General features: G+C 41.0%; 27 protein-coding genes and 1 pseudogene. 14 read left to right on the forward strand and 14 right to left on the reverse strand.

Translation table 11 applies throughout. From position 1 onward, the window contains the following. Positions 1 to 77: 77 nt before the first annotated feature. Complete coding sequence (locus NST25_RS11800) at positions 78 to 2,513, reverse strand: glycosyl transferase (protein ID WP_036685988.1); 2,436 nt, start codon at positions 2,511 to 2,513, stop codon at positions 78 to 80. Positions 2,514 to 2,689: 176 nt separating this feature from the next. Continuing rightward, positions 2,690 to 3,745 (reverse strand): LacI family DNA-binding transcriptional regulator, encoded by a 1,056-nt coding sequence (locus tag NST25_RS11805; RefSeq protein WP_036685989.1) that lies wholly within the window; start codon positions 3,743 to 3,745, stop codon positions 2,690 to 2,692. A gap of 288 nt (positions 3,746 to 4,033) precedes the next feature. Between NST25_RS11805 and NST25_RS11810 the strand changes: the two genes are divergently transcribed. Both NST25_RS11810 and NST25_RS11815 read left to right on the forward strand, forming a co-directional pair. Further along, positions 4,034 to 5,056 (forward strand): ABC transporter substrate-binding protein, encoded by a 1,023-nt coding sequence (locus NST25_RS11810; RefSeq protein ID WP_339190625.1) that lies wholly within the window; start codon positions 4,034 to 4,036, stop codon positions 5,054 to 5,056. A gap of 121 nt (positions 5,057 to 5,177) precedes the next feature. Then, positions 5,178 to 6,773: a helix-turn-helix domain-containing protein gene (locus tag NST25_RS11815; RefSeq protein ID WP_248548051.1), complete on the forward strand. Its 1,596-nt coding sequence runs from the start codon at positions 5,178 to 5,180 to the stop codon at positions 6,771 to 6,773. Between the two features lies 1 nt (position 6,774). On the opposite strand, the gene NST25_RS11820 is transcribed toward NST25_RS11815, so the two are convergent. After that, entirely contained in the window at positions 6,775 to 6,966 is a 192-nt protein-coding gene (locus NST25_RS11820) for a DUF6199 family natural product biosynthesis protein (protein ID WP_076130567.1), read from the reverse strand. 256 nt (positions 6,967 to 7,222) lie between these two features. On the opposite strand from NST25_RS11820, the gene NST25_RS11825 reads away from it, so the two are divergent. Then, positions 7,223 to 8,119: an SDR family oxidoreductase gene (locus NST25_RS11825; protein WP_076141729.1), complete on the forward strand. Its 897-nt coding sequence runs from the start codon at positions 7,223 to 7,225 to the stop codon at positions 8,117 to 8,119. Positions 8,120 to 8,376: 257 nt separating this feature from the next. Continuing rightward, positions 8,377 to 8,697 (forward strand): hypothetical protein, encoded by a 321-nt coding sequence (locus tag NST25_RS11830; RefSeq protein ID WP_143763936.1) that lies wholly within the window; start codon positions 8,377 to 8,379, stop codon positions 8,695 to 8,697. Here NST25_RS11830 and NST25_RS11835 read toward each other — a convergent pair. Together NST25_RS11835 and NST25_RS11840 are read right to left on the reverse strand one after the other, a co-directional pair. Continuing rightward, positions 8,687 to 9,364: a DUF1796 family putative cysteine peptidase gene (locus tag NST25_RS11835; RefSeq protein ID WP_340394050.1), complete on the reverse strand. Its 678-nt coding sequence runs from the start codon at positions 9,362 to 9,364 to the stop codon at positions 8,687 to 8,689. The genes NST25_RS11830 and NST25_RS11835 overlap by 11 nt on opposite strands. 133 nt (positions 9,365 to 9,497) lie before the next feature. Then, positions 9,498 to 9,746, reverse strand: coding sequence for a hypothetical protein (locus NST25_RS11840; protein WP_076136059.1), 249 nt, complete (start codon positions 9,744 to 9,746; stop codon positions 9,498 to 9,500). 118 nt (positions 9,747 to 9,864) lie between these two features. Between NST25_RS11840 and NST25_RS11845 the strand changes: the two genes are divergently transcribed. Continuing rightward, positions 9,865 to 10,506, forward strand: a complete 642-nt coding sequence (locus NST25_RS11845) for a phosphoribulokinase (RefSeq protein WP_340394052.1) — start codon at positions 9,865 to 9,867, stop codon at positions 10,504 to 10,506. 12 nt (positions 10,507 to 10,518) lie between these two features. Continuing rightward, positions 10,519 to 10,914: a GNAT family N-acetyltransferase gene (locus tag NST25_RS11850; RefSeq protein WP_076305225.1), complete on the forward strand. Its 396-nt coding sequence runs from the start codon at positions 10,519 to 10,521 to the stop codon at positions 10,912 to 10,914. A 118-nt stretch (positions 10,915 to 11,032) separates the two neighbouring features. Here NST25_RS11850 and NST25_RS11855 read toward each other — a convergent pair whose 3' ends face one another. Then, on the reverse strand, positions 11,033 to 13,594 hold the full coding sequence (locus tag NST25_RS11855; protein ID WP_340394054.1) for an Ig-like domain-containing protein: 2,562 nt from the start codon (positions 13,592 to 13,594) through the stop codon (positions 11,033 to 11,035). Between the two features lie 248 nt (positions 13,595 to 13,842). On the opposite strand from NST25_RS11855, the gene NST25_RS11860 reads away from it, so the two are divergent. The 4 genes from NST25_RS11860 (at position 13,843) to NST25_RS11875 (ending at position 16,073) form a co-directional block, all read left to right on the forward strand. Next, positions 13,843 to 14,634 (forward strand): AraC family transcriptional regulator, encoded by a 792-nt coding sequence (locus NST25_RS11860; RefSeq protein WP_076141723.1) that lies wholly within the window; start codon positions 13,843 to 13,845, stop codon positions 14,632 to 14,634. Between the two features lie 5 nt (positions 14,635 to 14,639). Next, the gene (locus NST25_RS11865) at positions 14,640 to 15,230 is read left to right on the forward strand and encodes a DJ-1/PfpI family protein (protein ID WP_076279858.1); all 591 of its coding nucleotides are present in this window, start codon (positions 14,640 to 14,642) and stop codon (positions 15,228 to 15,230) included. A gap of 79 nt (positions 15,231 to 15,309) precedes the next feature. Continuing rightward, complete coding sequence (locus NST25_RS11870) at positions 15,310 to 15,585, forward strand: hypothetical protein (RefSeq protein ID WP_076130559.1); 276 nt, start codon at positions 15,310 to 15,312, stop codon at positions 15,583 to 15,585. Between the two features lie 53 nt (positions 15,586 to 15,638). Continuing rightward, entirely contained in the window at positions 15,639 to 16,073 is a 435-nt protein-coding gene (locus tag NST25_RS11875; protein ID WP_081383513.1) for a hypothetical protein, read from the forward strand. Between the two features lie 33 nt (positions 16,074 to 16,106). Here the strand turns inward: NST25_RS11875 and NST25_RS11880 are convergent, their stop codons facing one another. Next, entirely contained in the window at positions 16,107 to 17,066 is a 960-nt protein-coding gene (locus tag NST25_RS11880; RefSeq protein ID WP_081398260.1) for a hypothetical protein, read from the reverse strand. Positions 17,067 to 17,200: 134 nt separating this feature from the next. On the opposite strand from NST25_RS11880, the gene NST25_RS11885 reads away from it, so the two are divergent. Continuing rightward, positions 17,201 to 17,440: a hypothetical protein gene (locus NST25_RS11885; RefSeq protein ID WP_076130558.1), complete on the forward strand. Its 240-nt coding sequence runs from the start codon at positions 17,201 to 17,203 to the stop codon at positions 17,438 to 17,440. A gap of 70 nt (positions 17,441 to 17,510) precedes the next feature. Here NST25_RS11885 and NST25_RS11890 read toward each other — a convergent pair whose 3' ends face one another. Next, positions 17,511 to 17,684, reverse strand: coding sequence for a hypothetical protein (locus tag NST25_RS11890; protein WP_162636725.1), 174 nt, complete (start codon positions 17,682 to 17,684; stop codon positions 17,511 to 17,513). Between the two features lie 175 nt (positions 17,685 to 17,859). Between NST25_RS11890 and NST25_RS11895 the strand changes: the two genes are divergently transcribed. From NST25_RS11895 to NST25_RS11905, 3 genes are read left to right on the forward strand one after another with little or no spacing between them, the layout of a single operon-like run. Further along, positions 17,860 to 18,060, forward strand: a complete 201-nt coding sequence (locus tag NST25_RS11895; protein WP_076130557.1) for a hypothetical protein — start codon at positions 17,860 to 17,862, stop codon at positions 18,058 to 18,060. Further along, a complete protein-coding gene (locus NST25_RS11900; RefSeq protein ID WP_340394057.1) occupies positions 18,023 to 18,361 on the forward strand; it encodes a hypothetical protein in 339 nt (112 codons plus the stop codon). The genes NST25_RS11895 and NST25_RS11900 overlap by 38 nt, the downstream gene beginning before the upstream one ends. A 12-nt stretch (positions 18,362 to 18,373) precedes the next feature. Beyond that, positions 18,374 to 18,700, forward strand: coding sequence for a YolD-like family protein (locus NST25_RS11905; RefSeq protein WP_076130555.1), 327 nt, complete (start codon positions 18,374 to 18,376; stop codon positions 18,698 to 18,700). 162 nt (positions 18,701 to 18,862) lie between these two features. Here the strand turns inward: NST25_RS11905 and NST25_RS11910 are convergent, their stop codons facing one another. The 6 genes and pseudogenes from NST25_RS11910 to NST25_RS11935 form a co-directional block, all read right to left on the reverse strand. Further along, complete coding sequence (locus NST25_RS11910; RefSeq protein ID WP_076130554.1) at positions 18,863 to 19,690, reverse strand: hypothetical protein; 828 nt, start codon at positions 19,688 to 19,690, stop codon at positions 18,863 to 18,865. A 515-nt stretch (positions 19,691 to 20,205) separates the two neighbouring features. Then, positions 20,206 to 20,736: a GNAT family protein gene (locus NST25_RS11915; protein ID WP_076183325.1), complete on the reverse strand. Its 531-nt coding sequence runs from the start codon at positions 20,734 to 20,736 to the stop codon at positions 20,206 to 20,208. A gap of 574 nt (positions 20,737 to 21,310) precedes the next feature. Then, entirely contained in the window at positions 21,311 to 21,562 is a 252-nt protein-coding gene (locus NST25_RS11920) for a DUF3951 domain-containing protein (RefSeq protein ID WP_076183331.1), read from the reverse strand. A 597-nt stretch (positions 21,563 to 22,159) separates the two neighbouring features. Then, positions 22,160 to 23,245 carry a hypothetical protein gene (locus NST25_RS11925; RefSeq protein WP_340394060.1) on the reverse strand — a complete coding sequence of 362 codons (1,086 nt, stop codon included), beginning with the start codon at positions 23,243 to 23,245 and terminating at the stop codon, positions 22,160 to 22,162. 638 nt (positions 23,246 to 23,883) lie between these two features. Continuing rightward, entirely contained in the window at positions 23,884 to 24,069 is a 186-nt protein-coding gene (locus NST25_RS11930) for a hypothetical protein (protein WP_038570197.1), read from the reverse strand. Positions 24,070 to 24,315: 246 nt separating this feature from the next. Beyond that, positions 24,316 to 25,061 (reverse strand): annotated as a pseudogene (locus NST25_RS11935) (dihydrodipicolinate synthase family protein); the annotation flags it as partial. Positions 25,062 to 25,566: the final 505 nt, after the last annotated feature.

Below are 25,566 nucleotides of genomic sequence, written 5' to 3' on the forward strand. Positions count from 1 at the left end.
TCAGGGGGCATCCCACTGTTAATTTTAGATCCGATCCGCTCAATCGTTCAAACGAACGGTGAGCGGATTTTTTTGTATTAACCCAGTTCTACAACTACTTGGTGTACAGCACCGTCTCCAACAGGAGTGATGATGTTACCTTCTACAGCTGCGCCATCCAAGGTAAGACTAGCTACACCTTTGGATACATGGTTCGGGTTCTTGATTTGAATCACATAAGTATCTCCACGGAAGACACGGGTGATTTCAAAGCTGTCCCACTCTGTAGGAATACAAGGATCGATCTTCAGACCATTGAAGTCCGCTTGAATACCAAGGATAGATTGTGTAATCGCTACATAGTTCCAAGCAGCAGTACCAGTTAACCAGGAGTTTTTAGCTTCCCCATGGCGAACGGCATCTTTACCTGCGATCATTTGCGAGTATACATAAGGTTCAGTACGGTGAATTTCACTGATGTCCTCCAAGTAAGCAGGAGCAATTTTAGCGTAAATTTCAAACGCTCTGTCGCCATGTCCAAGTACAGTTTCAGCGATCATGATCCAAGGGTTATTGTGGCAGAAAATACCAGCATTTTCTTTGTAGCCCGGAGGGTACGTAGAAATTTCACCCAGGTTCAGATAGTACTTGGAATATGGTGGCTGTTGCAATACGATACCGTATTTAGTATCCAAATGCTCTTGCACGGAAGTCAGAGCTTTTTCAGCTTGACCATCTTCCACACCGATACCGGCCATAACACAGATACCTTGTGGTTCGATGAAGATTTTACCTTCTTCGTTTTCTTTGGAACCGATCTTGTCGCCATAGTGGTCATAAGCGCGCAGGAACCAGTCACCATCGAAACCGTGAGTGAGTGTGATTTCACGCATGTTGTCAATCTTAGCTTCTGCATCCGTAGCTACGTCATTAAGTCCGCGCATCCGGCAGATTTCTGCATAGTCCGGTCCAACGAAGACGAACAGACCCGCGATAAATACGGATTCCGCTACGCGGCCTTCGATGTTGGCAGTAGTTTGGAAAGATTCGCCTGGTTCTGTAGAGAAGCAGTTCAGGTTCAAGCAGTCATTCCAGTCTGCACGACCGATCAGCGGCAAGCCGTGAGGTCCGAGATTGTTAGTTACATGCTCGAAGGAGCGTTTCAAGTGCTCAAACAGAGTAGCTGTGTTATCCGGATTGCTGTCAAAAGGAACCTGCTCATCAAGAATCGATGTGTCGCCAGTTTCTTTGATGTAAGCAGCTGTGCCGAGGATCAACCAAAGCGGGTCATCATTAAAGCCGGTACCGACTTCATTGTTACCTTTTTTGGTGAGCGGCTGGTATTGGTGATAGGCACTGCCGTCTTCAAATTGTGTAGCGGCGATATCGAGAATACGTTCTTTAGCACGTTCAGGAATTTGGTGCACAAATCCGAGCAAGTCTTGGTTAGAATCGCGGAAGCCCATACCACGGCCAATACCGGATTCAAAGTAAGAAGCGGAACGGGACATGTTGAAGGTAACCATACATTGATATGGATTCCAGATGTTAACCATACGGTTCAACTTGTCGTCGCCACTTTGGATTTGATATTTGGACAACAGGTTATCCCAGTGTGCAGCCAGTGCAGCCAAAGCAGCATCCACTTGAGCGTCTGTAGCAAATTGCTCGATCATAGCCTCTGCTGGTTTTTTGTTGATTACGTTCAGAGATTCCCATTTGTCTTCTTCTGGGTTTTCAATGTAACCAAGGACAAAGATGAAGCTTTGCTCTTCGCCCGGCTCCAGAGTAATGTTCAGGGCGTGCGATCCGATAGGGGACCAGCCGCTCGCTACCGAGTTAGTTGGTTCACCTGCAGCAACAGCTTGCGGGCTTTCCAGACCATTGTACATCCCTACGAAAGCTTCGCGGTCAGTATCAAAGCCGGCGATTTCTTTGTTAACAGAGTAGAAAGCGTAGTGGTTTCTGCGCTCACGGTATTCTGTTTTGTGATAGATAACAGAACCCTTCACTTCAACCTCACCAGTGCTGAGATTGCGTTGGAAGTTAGTCATATCATCTTGTGCATTCCAAAGACAGAACTCTGCAAAAGAGAACAGTTTAACGGATTTCTTCGCGGAACCCGTGTTTTTCACTACAAGACGATGTACTTCAGCGTTATGACCCATAGGTACAAAAGCAAGCTGGTTTACAGAGATACCGTTGCGTTCACCAGTAATGGAGGTGTAGCCAAGACCGTGACGGCATTCGTAGAAGTCCAGATCACGTTTTACTGGCATCCAGCCTGGAGTCCAGAAATCACCATCATCATAAAGATAGTAGTAACGGCCGCCAGCATCCATTGGGATATTGTTGTAACGGTAACGGGTCAATCTTCTGAGACGAGCGTCTCTATAGAAGGTATAGCCACCAGCAGTATTAGAAATAAGTCCGAAAAATTGTTCATTACCAAGGTAGTTAATCCAAGGGTAAGGTGTTTTTGGTGTGTTAATTACATACTCTTTACGAGTGTCGTCAAAGGTACCGAATTTCATGTGAGAAAGTCTCCTTTCGATTGTGAACGCGCGTTTATAAGTTTCAGGAAAAATTCCCTCGAGGGAAGGGATTCTTTCCGTTGTTTCTAAAAGATAGTATTAGGCAGTGATTTCGAGACCCAATGATAGCAGCTCCACAGAAAAATATGTATTCTTCAGTGAATGATGAATCTGTGCTACTTCTTCGGCGGTTGACAGGAATCTCTCTCCACTAAACGAGCTGGAAAGCTGATCGTGCTGAAAGTCGGCTGCTGTGAATCACACAGCTCGATTACTTTTTCCACTGCAGCCTTGGACATTTCATAAATCGGCAAGCGTACAGAGGTCAGCTTAGGCTGAATACGGGATGCCAGCTGAATGTCATCGAAACCCGCAATGGAGATATCCTCAGGGACAATGATTCCATGTTCGGAGAACGCTTCCATCGCTGAAATAGCCATGTCATCGTTGGAAGAGAAAAAGGCAGTCGGCAAAGGTTCACCAGAAGCAAGCAGCTTCTTGACCTCTTCATAAGCCGTCTCTTTCAGAAAATCACCCTTAAGAATAAACTTTTCATTCATAGGCAGACCATGTTTTTTCAGCGTGTCCTCATAGGCCGTGTAGCGTTCTCGACCAGAGTACGTATTCATTTGCCCACAGATGATGCCGATCTCTTGATGGCCTAAGGAGATTAAATGTTCAATCACTTCTGTGGTGCCCTCGTAATCTTTGGAATTCACAATGGCCAAATGATTGCGGTCAAGATGCTCCGACATAATCTCTGAGATATCATAATCAATCAGTACTAGCGGAGAATCGAGTCCCACCATTTCGCGGACGATATTAATATCCTTCTGAGTGCCGACAATTATACCACCGTCAATCCGTTTTTGCAGAAAAGCTTGTTTTACCTTCAGAAAATCGTCCGGAGAGTATACCGTATGAATCAGAACGTAACATCCGCGGGCATTCGACGTGTCGACTACGGCATCGACGAATGGTGCAAAGTAATTGTTCTGATAAATTCGGGTAGTGTTCTCTTTCTCGTTCATACTGATGGCGAACAATCCGATGGTATCGGTTTTCTTACCGGCCAGAGCCCGTGCAAAGCTGTTCGGTTCGTACTGATGTTGCTCAATCACCCGCAGCACTTTGGCCCGGGTTTCTTCAGGAACATTGGAATAGTTGTTGATCACGCGGGATACCGTACTTCGGGAAACCCCGGCCAACTTAGCAATATCTTCGCTGCGCATGTTTCCCCTCTTTTCATAAACGCGCGTTTATGAGTTTATTGTAAGCGAAAGCATCGTATAAATCAATCGTAAAATAAGAAATTTTGCGATTAAATTAATAAAGGATGACATATTTTTAATAGAAGAAGAATCCTACCGAATAATGATAGAGCAGAACAACTAGAAATAGTTTGTATAAGTTTTTTGCGGAGAAAGTGCATTGAAAGCTATGAAAGTCATGCTACTATTGTGATAAAGGTTATTGAGAATGATAATCAATGACAATAAAGCATAGGAGTGAAGGGATCAATGGCAAGATGGGGTCAGAAGTTTTTATGGGCAGCGGTACTTATAATGGCAATAACTGCGCTGGCAGCATGCGGAACGAATAACAATACTGCGAAAGAAAACGTTGCTAAGACACAGAATGCAGAGGAATCTACCTCAGCGAGCACTAGCGCACCAACTGAAGGAAATGGAAATGCCGCAGAAGAGGGTGCAACTCGGACTATTGCCGGGGAATTCGGGGATGTTGAAATTCCAGTTAAACCGCAACGGGTAGCCGGGATCTATGTTGAAGATTATTTGAAGGCATTGGGCATTACCCCGGTGGTGCAGTGGTATCATCCAAGCTGGGGCAAACAGGATTATTTAAATCTTGATGTACCAGAATTTGATATTACCGGTAGTATGGAAGTGTTGCTGGAAAAAGACCCTGACTTGATTATTGTGGATGGAGGTGCGGATGCGGCGAAATATGAACAATATTCCAAGATAGCACCAACCTATCGTCTACCTGAGGCGGTGTTGCAAGACTCAAGACAAGTGCTTACGGCTATTGCAGATGCGCTCGGTATTCCGGAGAAGGCGGAATCTGTTCTTGCAGCGTACGATCAGAAAGTGGCAGAGGGGAAAGCTAAGCTGCAACAGGCCCTAGGTCAGGAAAAAGTAGCAGTGATCCGGCTCAACGTAGCGGATAAAACCTTTGCTCTATTCGGTGTTAAAAACCGTTTCACCGGTGTAATTTATTCTCAATTTGGCCTGACACCTGTGCCTATGGCGGCAGAAATGACCGAATATCAATCTATTATCTCCGAAGAGCTTATCCCTCAGCTCGAAGCGGATCATATCATTGTGTTCCCTGACAACGGGGGCTGGGATACTGAAGGGAATCAGGAAGCGACTCAAATCCTTGATGGCCCGTTGTGGAAGAGCTTGCCGGCGGTGAAGAACGGGAATGTTTATAGAATGGAACGTTCCCACTGGCAGACTGGTGCCATCACAGCCAATTCGATGAAGCTTGATGACTTGCTGAAAGCTATGGTGAAATAAAACGGCAGCCGTCGTAAGGAATAGCATAAAGAAGGTCTATCAGCATAGTTGATAGACCTTCTTTTTTATTCTAAACTATAGTAAAGTGAATGAAAATGGTTCTCAATTGGAGGGCGCTAGAATGGCAGAAGATTTACAAGACAGCAATAAAAAGAGGCTATTCTATAGCTTGATTAACATAGAAGCCCAATCCTTATCGGTGAACGGACAGACCTTAGTGTTTCAAAATCATACCCTGATCATTGTATCGGAAGGACAGGGATGGTTAGAAGCCGAGGAGAAGCGTTTTCCTCTGGAAAAAGGTGTCGGGTTCTTGTTCGAACCTGGGCTAATAAGCAAAATCAATGCCGAGGAGCGAGGACTTAGCTTCTATAGGCTTACGTTTGAAGTCATCGAAACGGGGGGAAGCAGGCAGAGTGGAATGGAAAAGGGGACTAAAGAAGGAATTCTCCAGTCCGGCCCGCTAAGCTGCAGACCTTTTTCACAATGTGCATTACTGCTGGAGGCTATCTATCATAGTCGCAGAAGTACGGAAGAGATTGAATGGTTCGCAGGCCATACCCGCTTTCAAGAGTTACTGCTGCTGATCATGCGGGCAAATTCCTCTGTCATCCAGATGAAAGGAGCCCATGAGGCGGTACAGCGTTCCATCCGCTATATGCAGGAACACTACAATCACGCCATAACCGTCGATCAATTAGCTGAAGTGGCAGGCATTACACGTGCACGCTACACACAGATTTTTAAAGAAGTGACAGGGCGGATTCCCTTAGAGCATTTGAACGGACTTCGTATTGAAAGGGCGCAGCAGCAGTTGCTGCTTACGAATGACCGTATGCATGATATCGCGTTATCTGTAGGGTATAGCAATGAGTATTATTTTAACCGGCGTTTCAAAAGATCGGTGGGCGTTACGCCCGGCCAATACAGAAGCTTCCATCAGGAAGGGCTGCGGGTGTTCGCTCCTTTTCTGGAAGACTACCTGCTGGCTCTGGATATTACACCGGTGGCGCAATATTCTCACGCTCAGTGGGGGAAGCAAGAGTATCTGTCCCTCCTCGATGTGCCTGCGGTTGATATTTCGACTGGCGATTGGCAGGAGCTCTCCCAGTACATGCCCGAACTGATCCTGCTGGATGATGGCTTTCAGCGTTGGCACCTGGATGAGTGCAGCCAAATTGCTCCGTTGTTCAAGCTGCCTTTTCATCAAGAGGATTGGCGGGCCACGTTATTTTCCGCAGCAGCCGTCTTTGGCAGAACGGATCGTGTCCAGGAAGTGATCGGCAATTATGAGCATCGGGCGCAGCAAGCTAGACGAGAGCTAAACCGTTCTGTCCAAGGGCAGACTGTAGCATGCCTTAGAATATCTTCCTACGGAATCAATCTCTACGGATGCGGGCAATTGGGTTATACAGGTAGCGTACTCCATCATGATTTAGGTTTGCAGCCCCATGCCTTGGTTCCGAAGTTGACTCGTGGACAGAAGCGGGTGAGCCTAACAAGAGAAGAGCTTGCGAGCCTCACTGCAGATCATTTGTTCATTACCTTTGATCGACAGGAAGGAGAAGGACGGGAGCTGTTGGATACACCGCTTTGGCGCAATCTGCCCGCTGTTCGTAATCGTTGTGTATATGAGGTGGATTTTATGGCCTGGATGAATTATGGGGTATTGTCGCATCAGCGCAAGATTGAAGATGTGTTAAGAGCGTTAGGGTAAGTCAGAAACTAGTCCAGATAAAAAAGAGGATAATAAGTGCCACTATACTGCTGATGCGAGTCATTAATAAATAGGCATCACTGGGTTCTACATCACCTTTCATCATCCAGCCATAGCGCATGTACCATCCCAAATGAGGAAAGAAGATATTAAGCAATGCTAACAGTACAAAGAGGAATATAAAAAAGCCCATGATTTATCACTCCTTTATCTAATGTATACGCCAGACTATACGGAGCGTTCCCTAACTAACAAGTGAGCTTCCATATATTTATTTTTAGGCGGGGGATACCCTAGCCACCTTGACAGGTGGTTGGGGTATTTTTGCGGCACTATTCAAGGCTATGTTATTGAAGGTGAATGTTTAGAGGCGTGCTGGTTGTGTTTACATAACAAAGAGTTCGGAAAATATAAAAATGTATTTCTAAAAATAAAGGAGGAATTGATCGATGTCTAACCAATATACGATGCAAGATCCTACCACTCAGTACACTAAGGCTGGACCGGAATTTCAGCAGCAACAAGAGGAGCCGGGTCTGCAGAAGAAAATGAATCCAGTACCTGATACAGGAGAAGATACCTATAAAGGAACTGGGCGTCTGACCGGACGTAAAGCGTTAGTTACGGGAGCCGACAGCGGTATAGGCCGTGCTGTTGCTATTGCTTTTGCTCGTGAGGGGGCAGATATTGTTCTATCTTATATGCCCGAGGAAGAGGAAGATGCAAAGCAGGTGGTCAAGCTAGTGCAGGAAGCGGGTCGTACTGCAATCGCCATTCCAGGCGATCTGAAGGATGAGACATACTGCGAACAACTCGTCGATACTGCGGTTAAAGAGCTAGGTGGAATTGATATTTTAGCCAATATCGCGGGCAAACAGCAATTCGTTCCAGACATCGCTGATCTCACTACGAAGCATTTTGACGACACATTTAAGACGAACGTGTATGCTATGTTCTGGCTGTGCAAAGCTGCGGTGAAGCATATGCAACCGGGCAGCACCATTATTAACACTTCTTCTATTCAAGCTTATAATCCCTCACCGATCCTTTTGGACTACGCGACCACCAAGGCTGCTATTAATACATTCAGTAAGTCTCTCGCTCAGCAAGTAGCTGATAAGGGGATTCGCGTCAATGTAGTAGCACCTGGTCCCGTATGGACACCTCTTCAAGTTGTGGGTGGGCAACCGGAGGAAGTGCTGAAGGAGTTCGGGTCGAGCACACCACTAGGTCGTCCGGGACAGCCTGCGGAGATGGCTCCGGCATATGTATTCCTGGCTAGCCAGGAATCTAGCTATATCAGTGGCGAAACACTGAATGCGAACGGCGGAACTCCAACTCCATAAACCGCTCAGCGGAATGTTGATATTGTAAATACGGCGAAGCATCCAAAAGTACCCTGCTAATTTTAGCTGTGGGGTGCTTTTGTTTTTATATATAGAAAGGAGTATTATAGAATTCGAGACTTTTTCTCCCATTATTTTCATGGAATATGATCTATACTGATCAAGATTGTCGAATACATAGTTTTCCTGCGATTACCCAAGAAATAATTTGAACGGCTCTAAGTTATAGGGGAGACCCAGAAAGAATTAGGAGATGTATGATGCGAAAAAAGAAACTAGCGATCCTCACCATTTGCTGTGTCTTATTCATGGCGTGTTTTCAATCGGGATCTGTCCTTGCGGATAAAGGAAACGGAACAGTAGTAGATAGTGGAACCAAGGAAAGGCTGATGGAGAAGTATGATCTTGTAGAGCCTGAACCCGCAAATCCAGCAGCGCATGGGAGTCAATACGATTTTGGAATTAGTAACCCTATTTCTTTATTGGTCAGCATCAGTAGGCTGTATTTGTATCCATATGTTTTTGCAGCAGAGGAAATAATTAATCATATGATCGATCAAAGCGAAATTAGTTATTAGTTACGTGTATGTCTTTCAAAATATAATCCCAGCTATCATAATCGTTCATATCCTCAGGGACTTCTAACACACAAATATTATTTATGTTCCAATTTAATTCTTGTACCGAGGTTGATTCACGAACGGGAATAAGAATAAGAATAATAAATTCGTTCGGTTTTAATAAATCAGACAAAATTGACTGTAGCTCTACAGCCTGTTCATATGAGGCAAACCATCTAATGAATAAAGTTTTTTTACTGTGGATTAACTTGTCCAAAAATCTATTAATTCGTAATTCCAGCTTCGCTTTATACGAAGGATAGGTTATAGACCAGTGTTTACCTTGGTGGATTGGAAAATCATGAACTGAGATAATGTTATATAAAGTATCCTGAATAAAATAGGATTTCACTAGTGCATTTTTATTCCCATTAGGATAGACTGGTAATCCATCCTCCAGAAAAAAATGTGTTTCATCAAGAATTTGCAGATTTATTAATTCCATGAAATTTTGAAATCTATTCTTATAAAGTCTATTTACATCAGCCAATGAATAAGAAACCATCCAGTCGAGCGGCATGGAGAATTTCCTCAAGCTATTTCTTTGCAGATTTATAGCAGGAGCACAAGACATCCCTAAGCTTACTATTAAATCATAGCTTTTTTTCACAGCTTGTAATTTCATGGACTCACCCATTTTCAATCAGATTCAGTTTCTAATAAATTATATACACCATTTTCTAGGATTGATTGGACTTTAAGTGCAATGAGATACACAGGAAAAAGAGAGCAGCAATTTTCACTGCCCCCTAAACCTATTAATTACGTTGTAACAAAATATATCCGCTAATGCTTGAAGTTTTTTTACGAAAGACCACTTTAAAACCAACATCGTTGTCTAATAAGCAAGCCAAAGCGGTGTTAAGCAATCCGTTGGGTCTCAAGCTAGGTCTGCACGGCACGGCATTTCCAATAACACGGGCGGCAATAATCCTACGTGCTGATCCAGCAACCAAAGGATTTCTGCTCCAACTGATCAATACTAAATCTGGCTGACGAGTAGCCATGGAAGATCTACCCCTTTCTATTAAGTTTCTTTATATAAAATGCACCATTGATTTTAATGTGCTAAACCATAGCGGAGTAAGGAATACATAGGATCGAGTAGGGAGACGGGCTAATAATATGGACAAGGTGTTACATAAGATAGCTAATTTGATTAGCGGTGAGGCTAATAGATTCATCATTGGGATTTCGGGTCATGGTGCATCTGGAAAAACAACGTTTGCTCATAATCTTTTAAAGCTTTTGCAACAGGATGATGTGAATTATATTAATACAGACCCCTATATTGTTGAATCTAGTCTTAGAAAATACACTTCTATCGACTATGAATATAAGAATGTACATTATCACGATAAAGTGACAGCTTGTCATCCTGCTGCTCATCATATATTTGCTTTAGAGAGAGACATTCATATGTTGAGGGATGGGTTGGATTTTTACACAATTGGCACAGACTATACAAAAAGTATATTCATATCTTCACAAAACAAGGTAAATATTGTAGAAGGCATGAGCGTTGCCTTTACTGATCCGGATTTGTATGATCTGAAAATCTACTTATACACGGATGGAGAAACTGAGTTGATGAGAAGGAGTATACGTGATGTTTCTGAAAGAGGAACAGATATTAATTATTTAAGAAAATCCCATGAACAGCGCAGGATGCAATATGAGTTGTTTATGCATTCTTATCATCATAAATTTGATATCGTTTTAAAAAATTCCAATGAAGAGTATGTTCTTGAAAAGGGAACGTTGTAGAGGAGGAAGAGAATGCTTCCAAATGTTAGGCTAGCAACGATATGTGACGCGGATGTTTTGTCTAGATTAAATCATGAGTTCAATGGTGGAGTAAAACGTCCTGTGCCAGAGATCATCAAGTGTTTGAACAGCAATAATGAAGTGGTTGGTTTTGGCTGTGCTCAAAGTTTGAAATCATTTTGTTATAATGAAGCATATGGTGAAATTACTGAAATGTATGTAAAAGAGTCAGCTCGTAGGAATGGTGTCGCTACTGCAATAATTTCTTTTCTGGAAAGTCAGCTTTATTCTCGTGGAGTCAAAACAGTTAAGATTTTAACAGGAGAAGATAATCGTGTAGCCATTAAAGCGTATGAATTGAGCGGGTATGTTAAGGATGATGAAGTAATGTTAAAGAAAAAACTTTAAAGCCATAGTGAACAGAGAATCAGGCAATATATTGTGCTGGTCCAGTCGGATATCAATAAAAAAACGGAAGCCGCTTTACTGGCTTCCGTTTTTTTGGAACTGTGTAGAAGAACAGACACTATTTATTTATCGTTGAGTCACCTATTGGAGTGAATGTATTCTCCACAGTAAGGTTAGAGAACTTAGCATAGTTCAGTTGCTCAATCTTATTGGCGACATCATTGCTGTCAACGGCGAATCCGACATATACCGAACCATCCATAACAATAGTTCGCTCGCCAATTAGCTTCCAGTCTTTTCCGTCCGTTGATCCGTAAGCATAGAAAACATCTCCCTTACGGCCAAGCTTGAGCCAATACCCTTGCTCCACACCATTAATTTTAAATGGAATATCTGAAAGAAGTTGAATGCCAGCTTTTTCAGCAGCAGATACGCTGTCTAAAGTTTCAGTTAATTCATCAAATCCTCCGCCCTTAATGTTTCTGCCCGTCAGATAAGATGACCAGCTGGTCTCTTTGGACAACTTCACATAGGAGATACCAAGGGCCGCGGCGGCGCTGTCTTTATTCAAGTCATCGCGGATCATTAGCCCGGTGAAGGCATGGTTGTCAACGGCCCCGATTTCTTCGAGCTTCGCGGTAAATTCCATATCTCCGTTCATTTCTTTATACACGAAGTGGAAGTCATCTTTGGTTGCATTGTTTGCTTCGGATCGTTCTGTGCCACCTTCACTTTTTCCAAGCTTTCCGTTGCCTTTAACGGTAAGCACATCATTTGTCATACTTCCGGAACCCTTAATGTTCGGATCACCGATATCTGCTGTAGTCCAACCCTTTCCAGCCAGGGAAGAGGTAGCAGCATTGATATGGATGTTAGTGGCTGTGGTCTGCGTCTCATTTCCTTGGGTATCGGTCACTCTTGCAGAAATATAGTAGGAAGCATCCGTTAAATTCTTGAGGGTGTATGTGTATGTGTTGCCTTTTTTGACTGCTTCCCCAAGATATTTAGAACCATTATATACAGCAACTTTTTTTATTTTGTTTCCGGATTTAGGGGAAGCATTAATTTTAACTTCGACCTCTTTCCCGGTAACAAATTGTGCATTGTTTTCTGGCGCTAAAAGCTTAGCATCAGGGTTTTCGGCGACGTGTTTCATATCAACTAGGCCGTTAATATAAAGCTCAAGCCAGGTGTAACCATTTTTAGTAACCGTTTTGTATGCATCCTTGATGCCCCAGATTTTATTTTTCTTTTCCCACTTGTCGTCTATTCCGTTTTTATTAGTGTCAAATTGCTTATCATATTGTGCCTCAATGACGCCAAAGTCTGAAATGTAACCCCCGACTTCATGTTCAGTGTTGATATATCTTCCCGAGTTCTGCTCGACTTCTGCCACAATTCTTGCATCGATAGCATCGCGACGTGGATAGGTAGCTCCCGCTTGTTGCAGAATGCTTTTTAATAGTGATTCATTCGCTAGCTTTACGCCGGACTTAACATAATTATCAAATGCTTTATTGGTAATACCATGGTTAACTCCAGTACTGTCCGCGGAAAGATATGGTGTGGCTGCAAGGGTCGTCTTTTGTTCACCACTCTGTACGCCAGAAAATTTCACATAATCTGAAGAATCATTCAGTAAACCTGTGAGCTTACCGTTAATTCTGTTTCCAGTAATATAGAAACCGCCCAGCTTGGTAGCTTCACCGGCATCAATCACTCGGTTAGTTACATTATCTCTTGTACCTGGGCCGGCAATTTCGATATTGTTCATAAAGTTAGTAAAAGTAAACCCTCCGCCATAAGTGCCGTTAAAGCCCCAATTGTAAATTACATTGTTCGAGAACTGAACAACCGCCACATGATCAGCATCTGCCGCACCTGCGTAACCGCCGCCTAGTCTTGGATTTCGCGAGGTATGGTTCGCATACAGATTGTGATGGAATGTTGTTTTGTCTCCGCCTGAAATACCGCCGTAGCCATGTCTTCCTTTGGAATGCCCGGATAGAGTCAGGCTTTCGGAAATAATGGACCACTGGATCGTGCCATTTTCGCCTCTATATAAAGATAGAGTTTCATCTGTGTTCCAACTGAAGGAACAATGGTCAATGAGGAAGTAGTTGTTGTCTCTCCCCCAAAGCGCATCCATTGAATCACTGCCATTATACACATTAGTGGCACCCGGACGGAAAGCGGTGTACCGAATAATGATATTCTCTGAATTGCTGATATTGGTATCCCAACCTGCAATGGTAATTCCGTTGCCTGGAGCGGTTTGCCCAGCGATGGTCAGGTTTTTAATATTATTGAGACTTAACGTGCTCTTCAGTTCAATCGTTCCGGAAACATGAAAAACAATGGTACGACCCTCTTTAGGCGTAGATAAAATTCCATAGCGAAGGGACCCTGCAATCGGTTTGTCTTTTACAGCGTAATCTTCAAGGGTAGTTACGATGTATACATCGCCCCCTCGACCACCGCTTGTATAGGCGCCGCCACCTTCCGCGCCAGGAAAAGCAAGAATAGAGGCACCCGTAAAACTTTTGTCTCCGTCTGCCTGCCCTGAAGCTGCAAGTGTGTGACCTCCTAAAAATGAAAACGCTACCGAAAAACTCAATAAGACACCTATAACCTTACCTGATTTTTTACTCTTCCATTTCATCTTTTTGACGTATAACATGGATACAGTCTTATCGCTGAATGCTGTTCCTGTTATACTTCCTCCTCTCAGTGAAATGTTACTGGTCTGCGACAAGTAGCTTACTGGTAATACTTTAAAACTTTTAGGGCGTATTTACCTGCCAAAAAAATCTTTTTTTGTGCCAACTATTGCTCTTTGGTTCTTGCGTAAACGAACAAATTCATATTATGTTCTTAGTATTACAGCAGCTATAGTGCTTGGCATTCCATGACGATAGGGAGAAAAACATGAATATTAAATATCAGCATCGTGACCAGGCGTTTCACTCCTTTATTTCTACCAATAACACTTATCCTCTTCATCTACACAAAAATGTAGAGATAACAATGGTTTTGTCCGGCAAAATCAATATCAACATCAATGGAAAAGAGTATGATTTGTCTGAAGGAGACATAGCGATTATTTTCTCCAATCAACCTCACAGCTACAAAACCCTAGAGAAAAGCCAGATCCTGCTGTTCTTTTTTGACGCCACTTTTCCGGGGGATTTTGCGGGGGATTTGCTTAATCATGTTCCGGATAACCCTATAGTTTCGAAACAAAAGGTGCTTCAAGATCTGTTGGCAACCTTGTATAAACTATATAAAGAACAATGTGATGTTCGTCTGCTCAAGGCTTATACCTCTGTAGTATTAGGGCACGCGCTGCCGTTACTGCTAATGAAAAAAGTAGACTACAAAAAAGAAATGGATCTCGTCCCCAAAATCCTAGCTTACATCGACATGCATTTTTTAGATCACATAAATCTGAATACGCTTTCAAGAGAGCTTGGCATTAGTAAATTTATCATTTCCCGAATCTTTTCTGAGCAGTTTCACATTTCATTTCGTGATTACATCAATGGCCAACGGGTAGCCTTTGCTCATATGCTGCTGTTATCCACTACCCATCCGGTCACGGATATCGCGTTTGATTCCGGATTCAACAGTTTGCGTTCTTTCTATCGTGTTTTTAAAAATGAATACGGGATCACCCCCAATGAATTTCGCCGAAAAGTATCGAAGGAGTGTGTAGAATGAAAATGATGAGGATGGCTTATATTCTATTTGATGGGATGACCACGTTAGATTTTGTTGGTTTTTACGATGCGGTTACCCGGATGGGAGTTCTAAAGGCGATAGAAAATGTATCGTGGGATTTTTGTTCCAACAAGGAAGAAGTCACGGATGATCGAGGATTGACGTTGAAAATAAACCAGGTTTCCCCTGATCTGTCAGCCTATGATTTGATATTTATCCCTGGAGGGTTTTCGACTCGACAACTTAGATTCGATACTAATTTTATAACATGGATTCAGACTGCCCGAGAGGTTGAATACAAGGTGTCAGTGTGTACAGGAGCTTTGATTTTGGGAGCTGCCGGTTTCTTAAATCAGAAGAAGGCGACTACCAATCCTTCTGCATATGAACTATTAGCACCTTATTGTTCCGAAGTAGTTAAGGAACGGTTCGTAAGGGATGGAAATGTTTTTACTGGGGGAGGAGTAGCAGCTTCGATTGATCTGGGTTTATATTTCATAGAATCGCTTACTAATGAAAATGTAGTTCGAGAAGTTCAAGAGAAGATGGATTACCCATATTACAAGACAATTAACCCTTCCAAAGGGAAATCATAACTATAATATATGGGAATTAATGATATAATATCCAAAGTGAAATAATTAAGGCGATGAATAGAGGTGTAAGGTAATAGATATGAACTATCGTAAAGTATTCTCACTACTTCCCATGATCATTTTTTTGTTTATTATATGGTACTTTTTGATGGCAGGGACTTCAGCTGTTGTTAATGTAGTGTCAGTAAATAAAAGAGAAATAGTAATACAAAATATGAGCGGTGATCAAAATACAGTCACAATCCCAAAAGGAATATATAAGTTAATAGATGTAAATGAGGAGTACTTTATTTCATATAATAGTAGAATAGGGCAAAAGCCATTCTTAACCTCAATAAAACCAAGTGCGAAATGATGATTTGAAAAATCGGCTGTAAGTATAAAAAGCATAAAGATGGTGGGATTGTTTTGCGTGCAGTTAAGCCTATAATGTTATGGTTTATTTCGACGATTTTATTCACCCTGGCAGCCTTTGGATTGGAGCTTTGGGAAGGAACTAAAATAAGTACAACAGAATATTACGGTTTTCAAAACATTGGGTTTGCTTTTATTTTTCTGGTGTTCCTCTTTTCAGTTCTTCTTTACCCGGTTATACTGCTTCCTTTATCATGGGTTATTCGAAAGATAGTTAATCCTTTAGTAAACCGCATAATGATATTCTTATTGAGTGGTATTGCGGGATATGGTTTCTTTTACGAGGTGTACGATGAACGCTTTATACGGGAATACCATTTGAATAGTAGTACAGCTATTATTTTTTTCGGTATTGCTGGTTTCATCTATGCGCTGGTGGATTACTATTTTGAGCGGCAAGCCATTAAAGCCGAACAAAATCCCTGCTAACCGTGGCGGCCGGCAGGGACGTTATTTTTTAATCTAAGTATTAGGTAATTTGTTAACCTCATCAGTAAAGGCTTCCAAGTACTGGGTGAATAATCCTGTATCTATTTTGGTGGTTGCATCATTTGCAATAGGAGGCGTATCTTGGATTTGTTTGTACATACGATCCATCTCACCCGTGAGCTTAGCCCAGATGCTTTTAATTGAATCATATTTTGCATCAAGGTTGCTGATATAACTATCGTATTCCATTTTTTGAATCATAGCTTTTCCTAATTGCTCGATTGTAAAATCTATATCTATTGTTTCACCCGTAGAGCCAGTTCCTGAACCTGCATACCAGCTGATATCAACAAATCCATCATTCCAAATATCTGAAACGACAAAATTACTGATTTCTTTAAGCATCGCTTCAGGAGACTGTTCAGTTGTACCTGCATTACCTGAATCTGAAGTATTAATTACAGGTTCCTTGAAGAGTTTCCTCACTTCGTTAAATGCATCCTTATCTTTGTCATTAGACGAATACCCCCAACCAACTTTGTCATCTTTAATAAAAATGATAAGTTCGCTATTGGAGGAAGACTTCTCACCTTGGATAAGCACGAGTTTATCTTTTCCGCCATCTTTGTCCGTATAATCAGCTGTTTCAATTACTGTAGGGTTCTTAAGTTTATTATTCTCGGGTGTCTCAGTAGATTCAGCCATTTGGAAAATGGGTTGTACATCTGGAAGTATATTTTCGGATACGAATTTCTTTTTCGCTTCGATATCTGAACCATTGAGGAAAATCTCCACATAGTTGAGAGCCAGTTTCTCGGAAGCTGTAAGTTTCTTTTTTGGCTCAGGAGTGGGCTCTGAAGGACTGGCTGTTGCTTCGGACGGTGTAACTCCTGTAGACGTTGTATTTTTTTTCTCTGAATTTGTTGTGGAGCTGCCACATCCTGAAAGGATTACAATAGTTGCCACGATACATAAAAAAGCTTTTTTGTTCAATCTGATATCCCCCTAAATCTGCTAATAATTGCTAGTTAATTCTACCAGATATAGGAATAGTAATCTATGAATTATAATTTATGGCGGAACCAATATATTAGATTAGCGTGTTTTATTTTTCGGAGGTGATCATTTTGCTGAAAGTACTAAGAGTATGCGGTATTTTATTCAGTGCAGCAACAATCATTCTGGGAATCACATTTTTCCGCGGCCAGGATCAAGTGATAGTGTCTTGGACTATGCTGGGGATGTGCGGAGCTTTAATATTTAATGGAGCGGCATTGTATTTGAAAACTAAAGATAAAATGGCTGTGCTATCCTCGATTGTTGGGATTGTATTGTTAATAGCCTCGCTTACTCAGTTTCCTTTTTAAAAATAAAAACAGCCTCGTCAACCTTAATAGGTCGGCGGGGTGTTTTTACGTTTGTTTTTTCCCTTTATATTTATTTCTTTTTTTTCTTAGTGGGTCCGATCTGGCGTCTTACCTTATCGTTCTCATCTACCTCAATAATATAAATCTCCTTCACTGTACCGGAGAGAGTAAACCATTCACGCATAGCTTCAGCCTCAGTCATCGGTCCTAATATTCGTTTCCCCCTATAACATATAAAAAACACTCATACTCCTTAGTTTGTTTGCGGAAATGCAATAAATGCTTATAGAACAAATTATAAACCTGAGCGATGACTTTGTATGTAATAATTCATGCCTGGCGGGATATTTTTACATTGATTAACGAACGTACGTTTGGTTATAATACAAACAAATGTTCTTATCTTTGGAAGGTGAATAATTATGCAAATAAGCATCGGTCAAACCATTGAAATAGTGTACCAAGATAAATCAGGTAAGATATCTCAACGTAAAATTGATGTGAAAGGGATTCGTGGAGGATATATTCGCGCAACTTGCTTATCAACCGGAGCTCCGCGCGTATTTCTGGAGGCTAATATTCTTGCTTGGCAGCCTGTGCAAAAAAAGCGCTATGCTTAGTGACACCGCACGAAAGCTACTAATGATCATGCGACACTCTGCTGTGCATCATGCTCATATGCCAACTTTACAGGAGTTAGAGATCAAGAGTGGACGGACACCAGATAAGATCATTAGTGGGCTTAGGGAATTAGTTAACGAAAAATATATAGAATGGACCCCACACACTCCACCAGAGAGCGCCCGAATTATTGAAGGCTGGGAAAGGATTGACCTTAGGTTTAAAAAGAGAAAGTCAGAGCCACAAGAACTCCAATGGGGGATAGATGGTAGTAAAACGAACTACTGGACGGATTATTAGGAGGGCAGCTTCATGATGAAAAAATTAGAGAACGTATGGGAGTGTAGCAGAATGATATTGCCCGAACATAAAAACCGGATTATAGATGACAATAATGAGCAGGAACGTCGTGAAAAGCCTATTCTAGATTTACAGGAGATAGAGCGCTTTGAAATATTGTTATATCGTTCTATGGAAGAGCACAGCCCGATTACACTCACTCTGTTTGATCCCATGGAGAATATATTAAAACGAGGTATCGTGATGAAACTGGATAAACAACAGGGAATTAAACTCCGCTGGTCGGAGGAGGAGTGGGATTGGTTCAAGATGGAGGATGTTATTGCAATAACTACATAATTCACTTCGTAAAAAACAGGTTAGGAGCAATCTCCTAACCCGCGCTGTACTTCTGATATTAATGTTCTGCTCCGTGGAATAAGACCACTGGTGAGGTACTTGGCAGTGCTGGCGCAATGCTGACGATGGTGAGGACCAACAATAAAGAGACGGCAAATTTTTTCATAGAGACTCAACCCTTTCTTTGAAATTTATTATTTTCTCTTCAAAATCTTTAATCTGAGTAGCATCAGCATATGAACGTAATGATTCGAAGTATACTACTGCTTGTTTAAAGATTTTATCAGAGTTTGTGACCTCAGCAGAATCTAATAATTTCATGCTATATTTGATAGCTGAATTATAATCTTGAATTTTTGTTTTATATCTGATCATATTAATAAAAAAAGTTTCTTGGTAGGAATTTATTATAATTTCATCAGCAGCGGTATCCTCAAATTTTGAAATACTATTAGAGAAAAGTTCTAAATGAGATTCAATGTTTAAATTGAAATTAGTAGCTGTTTTTAACAAAGTTATCAGTCCCGGTAGAACTTCTTTAGTGTTGGATAAAAGGAAAGAAACATAACGATCTATGAATTGAATATTTCCGGAAAGCACTTCTACTTCTAAGAGATTTGGCTCTGATATGTACTTATAATAGGCTACCTCATTTAATCCTTCAGCATCTAATCCCTTGAACCAACTCAAATCACTGTAAGCTTTAATGTAAGTTCGAGCTTTATCATAATTTTCGATTTCTTTGTGGGCTAGTCCCAACATAAGCAAGCTGTATCCATAATAATAAATTAAAGGTCGTTGGTGTTTTAGTTCCAGTTCATTATTGTGTGTGTAATTATTATAAATTTGAGTTATTCGGTTGAAAAAGGTATCTGCTAGTTTTAGAAGATTGGGCCAGCTTTCAAAAGAATATATCATTTTAAGAACTTTTACGGCTGGATCAAGATCTAGAAGATTTATATCTAAATCTAAATCGATATTTCCATCCAACGGCCTCACCTGCCTTTATTTTACATAATATACCTGTATTATACAATGTAATCAATAGATGGTCAATTAAGTGCTCCATATAAAAAATAGATGATTAATAGGGACCAATAGAGTAAATCTATCCATTATTGCCCCATGATGTATGTCTGGGAAAGCTTTGGTAGTAGTAGATTACCGCTCTAGATGGCCACATAAAAAGTCATATAGATTATGTAATGCCTCAAGAATAGCAGCAGCTACGACATAAACTAAAAGGTTGCTATTGATTAAATCATTTACCGTATTATGTTTTGTGAGTACAAACTGGAAGAATGTGTACATCGTTTGGAGGATGTGACAACAGTTGCTCTACTTAATACACAGTACGAAGATACAGTTCATTAGATGAGTAGGAGTATCCCTCTTCTCCCAAAGGCTATGACGAAGTAGCCGCAAACTATTCATTTAGTTGAGTTGAGCAACGTGAAGTAAATAAAAAGCCTACACCATAAAAATGTAGGCCCACCCATTAAAAGTTACTCTGTTACTAATTTTGAGAAAATGCTTAAATCAATAAACTTTCCTTTGGACTTTTCGCACTTTCTCATTGTTCCTTCGAATGTATAATTTAACTTTTGCAAAACTCTGATGGAATTATTGTTTTCGGGTTCGACTTTTGCTTCTATCCTGTTGAAATTTAAAGTGTTGAACGCATAATCCATCAGAGATTGAATGGCCTCAGGAGCATATCCCTTGCCCCAATAATCTTTACTAATATCGTATCCGATCTCTGCTTTAGCGTTTGAAGAATCTATAGAATTATAACCGCAGGAACCAATTATGCGATTTGATTCTAACTCAATTATGGAATAACGAATAGCTTTGCTTTCCAAAGACAGGTTATTAAGAATTTTAATCATTTCTACTGCTTGGCTTTCCTCAGTGAAACTATTGATATTCATAAACTTTGTAACCTCAGGATCAGACCAAATGTTAAACAAACTAGCAGAGTCAGATAATTTCATTTTTCTTAATATTAGTCTTTTGGTTTGTATTTCTGTAATCAATATATTACCTCCATTATCTATTTGTTTTGGGGTTAAGATATCGATATCTGCGCATAGTTCAGTCCCTTCAATATTTAATTCAACATTATTATAACGTAAGAGTTTTTTATGTCACAGTACGAAGATACAGAACATTAAAGGAGTAGGAGTGTCCCTCCAAAGGTCATGACGAAGTAGACGCATATTGCGAAGTATAGAGGCTATCTAGCGGTAATGCAGCCTATTTCTCTTTTGGCAGAAGTAATGTTCTTATAAAAGCGCCAATACAGCCAGAAAGAATAATAATCATTACAACATTTAGTGATCTAATAAGTACCGAAGATGAAAAAATTAATTGAAGGCTTTTTTGTACGATGATAATTCCAAATACCAAAGACATGGTGATTAAGAATGTTTGGATAGATATTTTCAAATCATTAATTCCTCTCTAAACAAATTAACAAAATCTAAATTTAGTTTAACAAAAAATGATTGAGTGAAACGTAGTACGAAGATACATGACATTAAGAGATAGAGGAGGTTACAGAAATCCTCTCCCAAAAAAGGCTATGAAGAAGTAGCAGCCTATTGCGCATCAGGGAAGAGAAGGTCGTCGTTTTGATAATGAAATGATGTTTTTGTCCTTATCATCACCATGGTCTGCATTTTCTTCTATCTCTTTTTTCTCATCGTGAAACTCAACAGGAGATTGGGCCGTGATGTAGTCAAATGGAGTGTAATTATTATTTGGTAATTTTCTTGAAAGGATTACCTTTACAATGATGATTCCTAATGAGAGATAGAAAATCGCGCCTACTCCAGCCAACATGAACAGTACTAATCTCATTGTTAACACCGCCTTTGTTTGATTTTATAATCAAATGTTAATATTTACAAGATTTAGGCTGCTGAGTACTATTCATTCGACTGAGATTTGATGCACAGTAGGAAATGCTTGGGCCACTAGATTTTACAAATGGTGGAACCTTCGAACATAGTCATACCTACACATGAAATGGTTTGACAGTTATAAATATTAATTACTTTAAAGCATCACAGAAAGGTTGTTTTACAGACACCATACTCGTATGGATATCCGATCTCATCTATAATTGTAACCTCTGCACCATATCGACAGATACTGCTCTTAGAGACAGAACCTTTAATGTTGTATATTTCATCTACTGTGCTTCTTGGGAATAAGATAGGTTTTTAGATATATCTGTTTCTAACGGTAAGACCAATTTTTATGTAGTTACTACATTGAATAATAATGGAAAGTTAAGTTTCAAAAGAAGCATCAGCTACCCCTCAGAAGGCAGATCAACCTGAACCAGAACCATCTGGTGATCGCGCAATACTCACAATTACATTAATAACTGGTCTTGAAAAAGTCAGTGTGGCGGTGGTGCCCTGAACTGCTGTATTTCTGTAACGTTTCCGCTTAATTGGCTTTGTCAGATGCTTCATAGATTAGGCAGCGAAGGGTCTGATCAGGATAGCGGAACTCCGCGGTATAGCTACTTCCATCTTCCAGCAACAGTTTAACATCCACCATCCCGCGTTTGTTGTTAAATTCGGTATCGGTTAGATAAGCTTTGATAATGGTTCTTGTTTCTCCCTGCTTGTCCGTGATGACCTGCACGGCTTTATGAATCCAACTGGCATCCTTCTGGATGGTGCCGGCTGCGTCGTCGTCGATGGGAGTTCTCTTCAGTGCCAAATTAATGGCTGTCGTATCCTCTACGGCACCGGTTGTTGCATTAATCAACACATCATATTCCCAGAATACCTCGCCTGATCCGAGCAGGGTAAGCGTCTTGTGAGGAGCAAAATGAACTGTCCAGGTTGGACGTTTGGTTAGTCCCAGCTCAATCAGCATTCCCGATGTTTTTAGCTTGGACACGTCGGCATCGAACAGCTTGCGCACACTGTCAGAGGCCAGTGCCTCAGCTTCAACCTGGCTGATTTTCTGAGGCTGAAGCTGAGGCACAGTCGGATTTCGTTTGGACACGAAGTAATTCAGCCGGTAGTACCAGTCAATCAGCTGTAACAGTTCCTCATCAGTCATACTCCTCTCCGGGTAGGTGTACGTATTGGTTTCTAAATCTAGATACAAATCTGCTTGTCCAGCCTTTAACGGCAGCTGCTGCTTGGGGCGGAGGCCGTCATACACATACTTATCGTCCAACACTTGTCTGCGGTTGATTTCGGATTCGGTTTCTTCCCGACCTGAAGTATGGGGATCTTCTGCTTTATCTATAAAGTCATAGATTTGCTGGATTTGCGCTGCTGTCATCTGTTGATACAGGTCTTGTTGTATGGTGGATACTGGCGCCGGCGCCTCCACCTTCAGCACGGGTATCGTGCTTTCACTCAAAGCCAGCCGGTTACTGCCCTGAATTGACGAACTGTTCTTGTCGAAAACTACGGAATTCATCAGGCTGGGGACGAGCAGCGCACTGGCTGCAAGCACACCAGCTGAAAACAGGATAACAACTAATGTAGCGGACCGCTTTTTCTTGTTCAATCGGATTACCTCCATTGGGATCTAAGATGATGAATTTTTATACATCTTAACACCAAGTTATTATAGAATTAGGAGGACAGTTGTTATGGAGTTGTAAAAAGATCGGATACTTCCCCTTCACCAAGGACAGTCAGGAGTTAATCTCAATTTTGTCCACGTTTTTCTTCAAGAGCCACAGCTACAATGCAAGAAGTGTCTTTACAATAAAGATGTGCCAGAAGCGGGAAGTGTTTACTTAGTGTCGTATTTACATCGATGTGATTAGTCATAACTTTTCACCTAATTGGAAGTATGATTCGTGGGATAATTACATGAACAACAATAAAGTTATTAAGATGGACTTTAAAGCAGAAAAACGATTGGTTGCGAAGAAATAGATAGTTCGGAGAACAAGGAGTTTTTGTACTGATGAACAATAAAGATTTTCAATACAGAGAGACATACTTTATTGTGGGGAATCCAGCAACTCTATGGATACTCATACTTGGATTGGTTTCGTTTGGAACCAGATCCAATAGGCCATCTTATAGATTATGGTGGGATTGTAGAGGGGATGCACCGGATCTATTAAACTTGCTGGATCTCATTTTGTTTGGAAGTGATTTGAATTTAGAGCATGCATTCAATAACCTACGATATCACACTTCTTTAATCCGTTTGATCGCCCAAGAAGGAAAAGAAAATAAACCACTCTTAGTTCTTATTGTGAAGTAACCTGAAGAGTCGCTCTCCTGACAAAAACCAACATATGTCTCTCCACTGACTAAATGTATTTGTAGTTGTAATTCTGTTTCAATTGCGTGAAAAATCAGTGTGAGATTCATATTATAGCCCCCTTGCATAAGATGATTATATTCATAAAATACCCACTTCATTGTTAATGAACGCAAAATAGTTGACAATTGACAATGTTGTAATATTTTAAGCGTGATTTTGGCATAAGCATGTCTATAACAAATCCCCCAACAACCTTAAGTGGTAGGAGGGGGATTTGTTGTATTGATGAAAACTAACGATCCTTACCAGTGTTATAGAGCAGCATATATACTTCCAAATGAATTATATTAAGGTTATACAGTAAACTTTAATTCCTTTAGAATGATATTCAGGTGATTCCTAACGGATTTGTTTAATGGTTGTAAAGGCAAGGAAGACTAGGACTTTTAATTAAGCCGATTATTTCAGCAGCTGCTGAACTCACTCGAAGGCTACCGTAGCTATTGAATAACTTCCAGATCGGTTCTAGTAATGTTGAAAGGTGTTGTGCTTCTTCTAAATGGCCACTTTGAGTCATTCTTGTGATATCTAGACATAACCTCGGAAATAAACCACCTAGCACTGAGTACCATAAGTCACAACCTGCACTCAAGCCTGGATATGCGGATGGATTCCCGCTTATTCCAAACGTAACATGGAGTGGAATAACAGCTCTGAGTTTTTCTACAGCAATTCTGCTGTGCAGCTCATCACTGAAATGGAAATGTGAAGTGCCGGGATTATCATAAACACAAAGTGGAATGGAGAGTGAACTTGTCACCTGTTCGTATAGAAAAAACACCTCTTCATCTGTTAGTGCCTGATAGGAGATAGGAGCCAAGAGTACTGCACTTGCCCCAGCTTGTTGTGCATCTTCCGCTAATTGAAGTCCTTCTAAAGTTCGAATCGCACTTATGCTTGTCATCACGGGAATCCCTTCAGCAGAACTAACAGCAAGCTCAAGGACACGCAAACGCTCCCCTCTACTAAGATACGCATAGTTTCCAGTTGATCCCAGTACACCAATTGAGTCTACTCCCGCCTTTACCAATTCTTTAATAAAAAAAGGGACCAATTTTAGAGGCTAGGTGTTGTTAGAAATTATGAGTTGCCACGTTTGTCCCGTAGCGATTTAGATTCAGAACAAACATAAAATAACCTGTCAAGCTAATGCCTGAAGAGTCTATTAGGTGCTTATACGATAAACTCTGTAAATACTGGGCTTCGAAGCATGCCAGATTTGGTCCGGGACTCCAGATGTACAAACTCCGTATCCTTACCTTTGTATATCAAGATATCAAAGATGGCGTAATACGCTGGGAGTGTCCCAGTGAGTTGAGTTATTTTATCAGTTCCTCTCGCTTGAAATCGGCTCATAACAGATTCAAAATCGGATACTCTCAGTACGAAGATACAGGGACAGAGAGGGTTAATAGCCCTCCTCTCACAAAGGTTATAACGTAGTAGATACATATTGCGACATGAAAAAAAGATAAAAATGCTTATGCATCCTTATCCTTTTCAAGTAATTCTATTATTCTGTCTAATTTTTTTTCTCTATGCTA

The organism is Paenibacillus sp. FSL E2-0190, assembly GCF_037992965.1.
Taxonomy (GTDB): domain Bacteria; phylum Bacillota; class Bacilli; order Paenibacillales; family Paenibacillaceae; genus Paenibacillus_AQ; species Paenibacillus_AQ odorifer.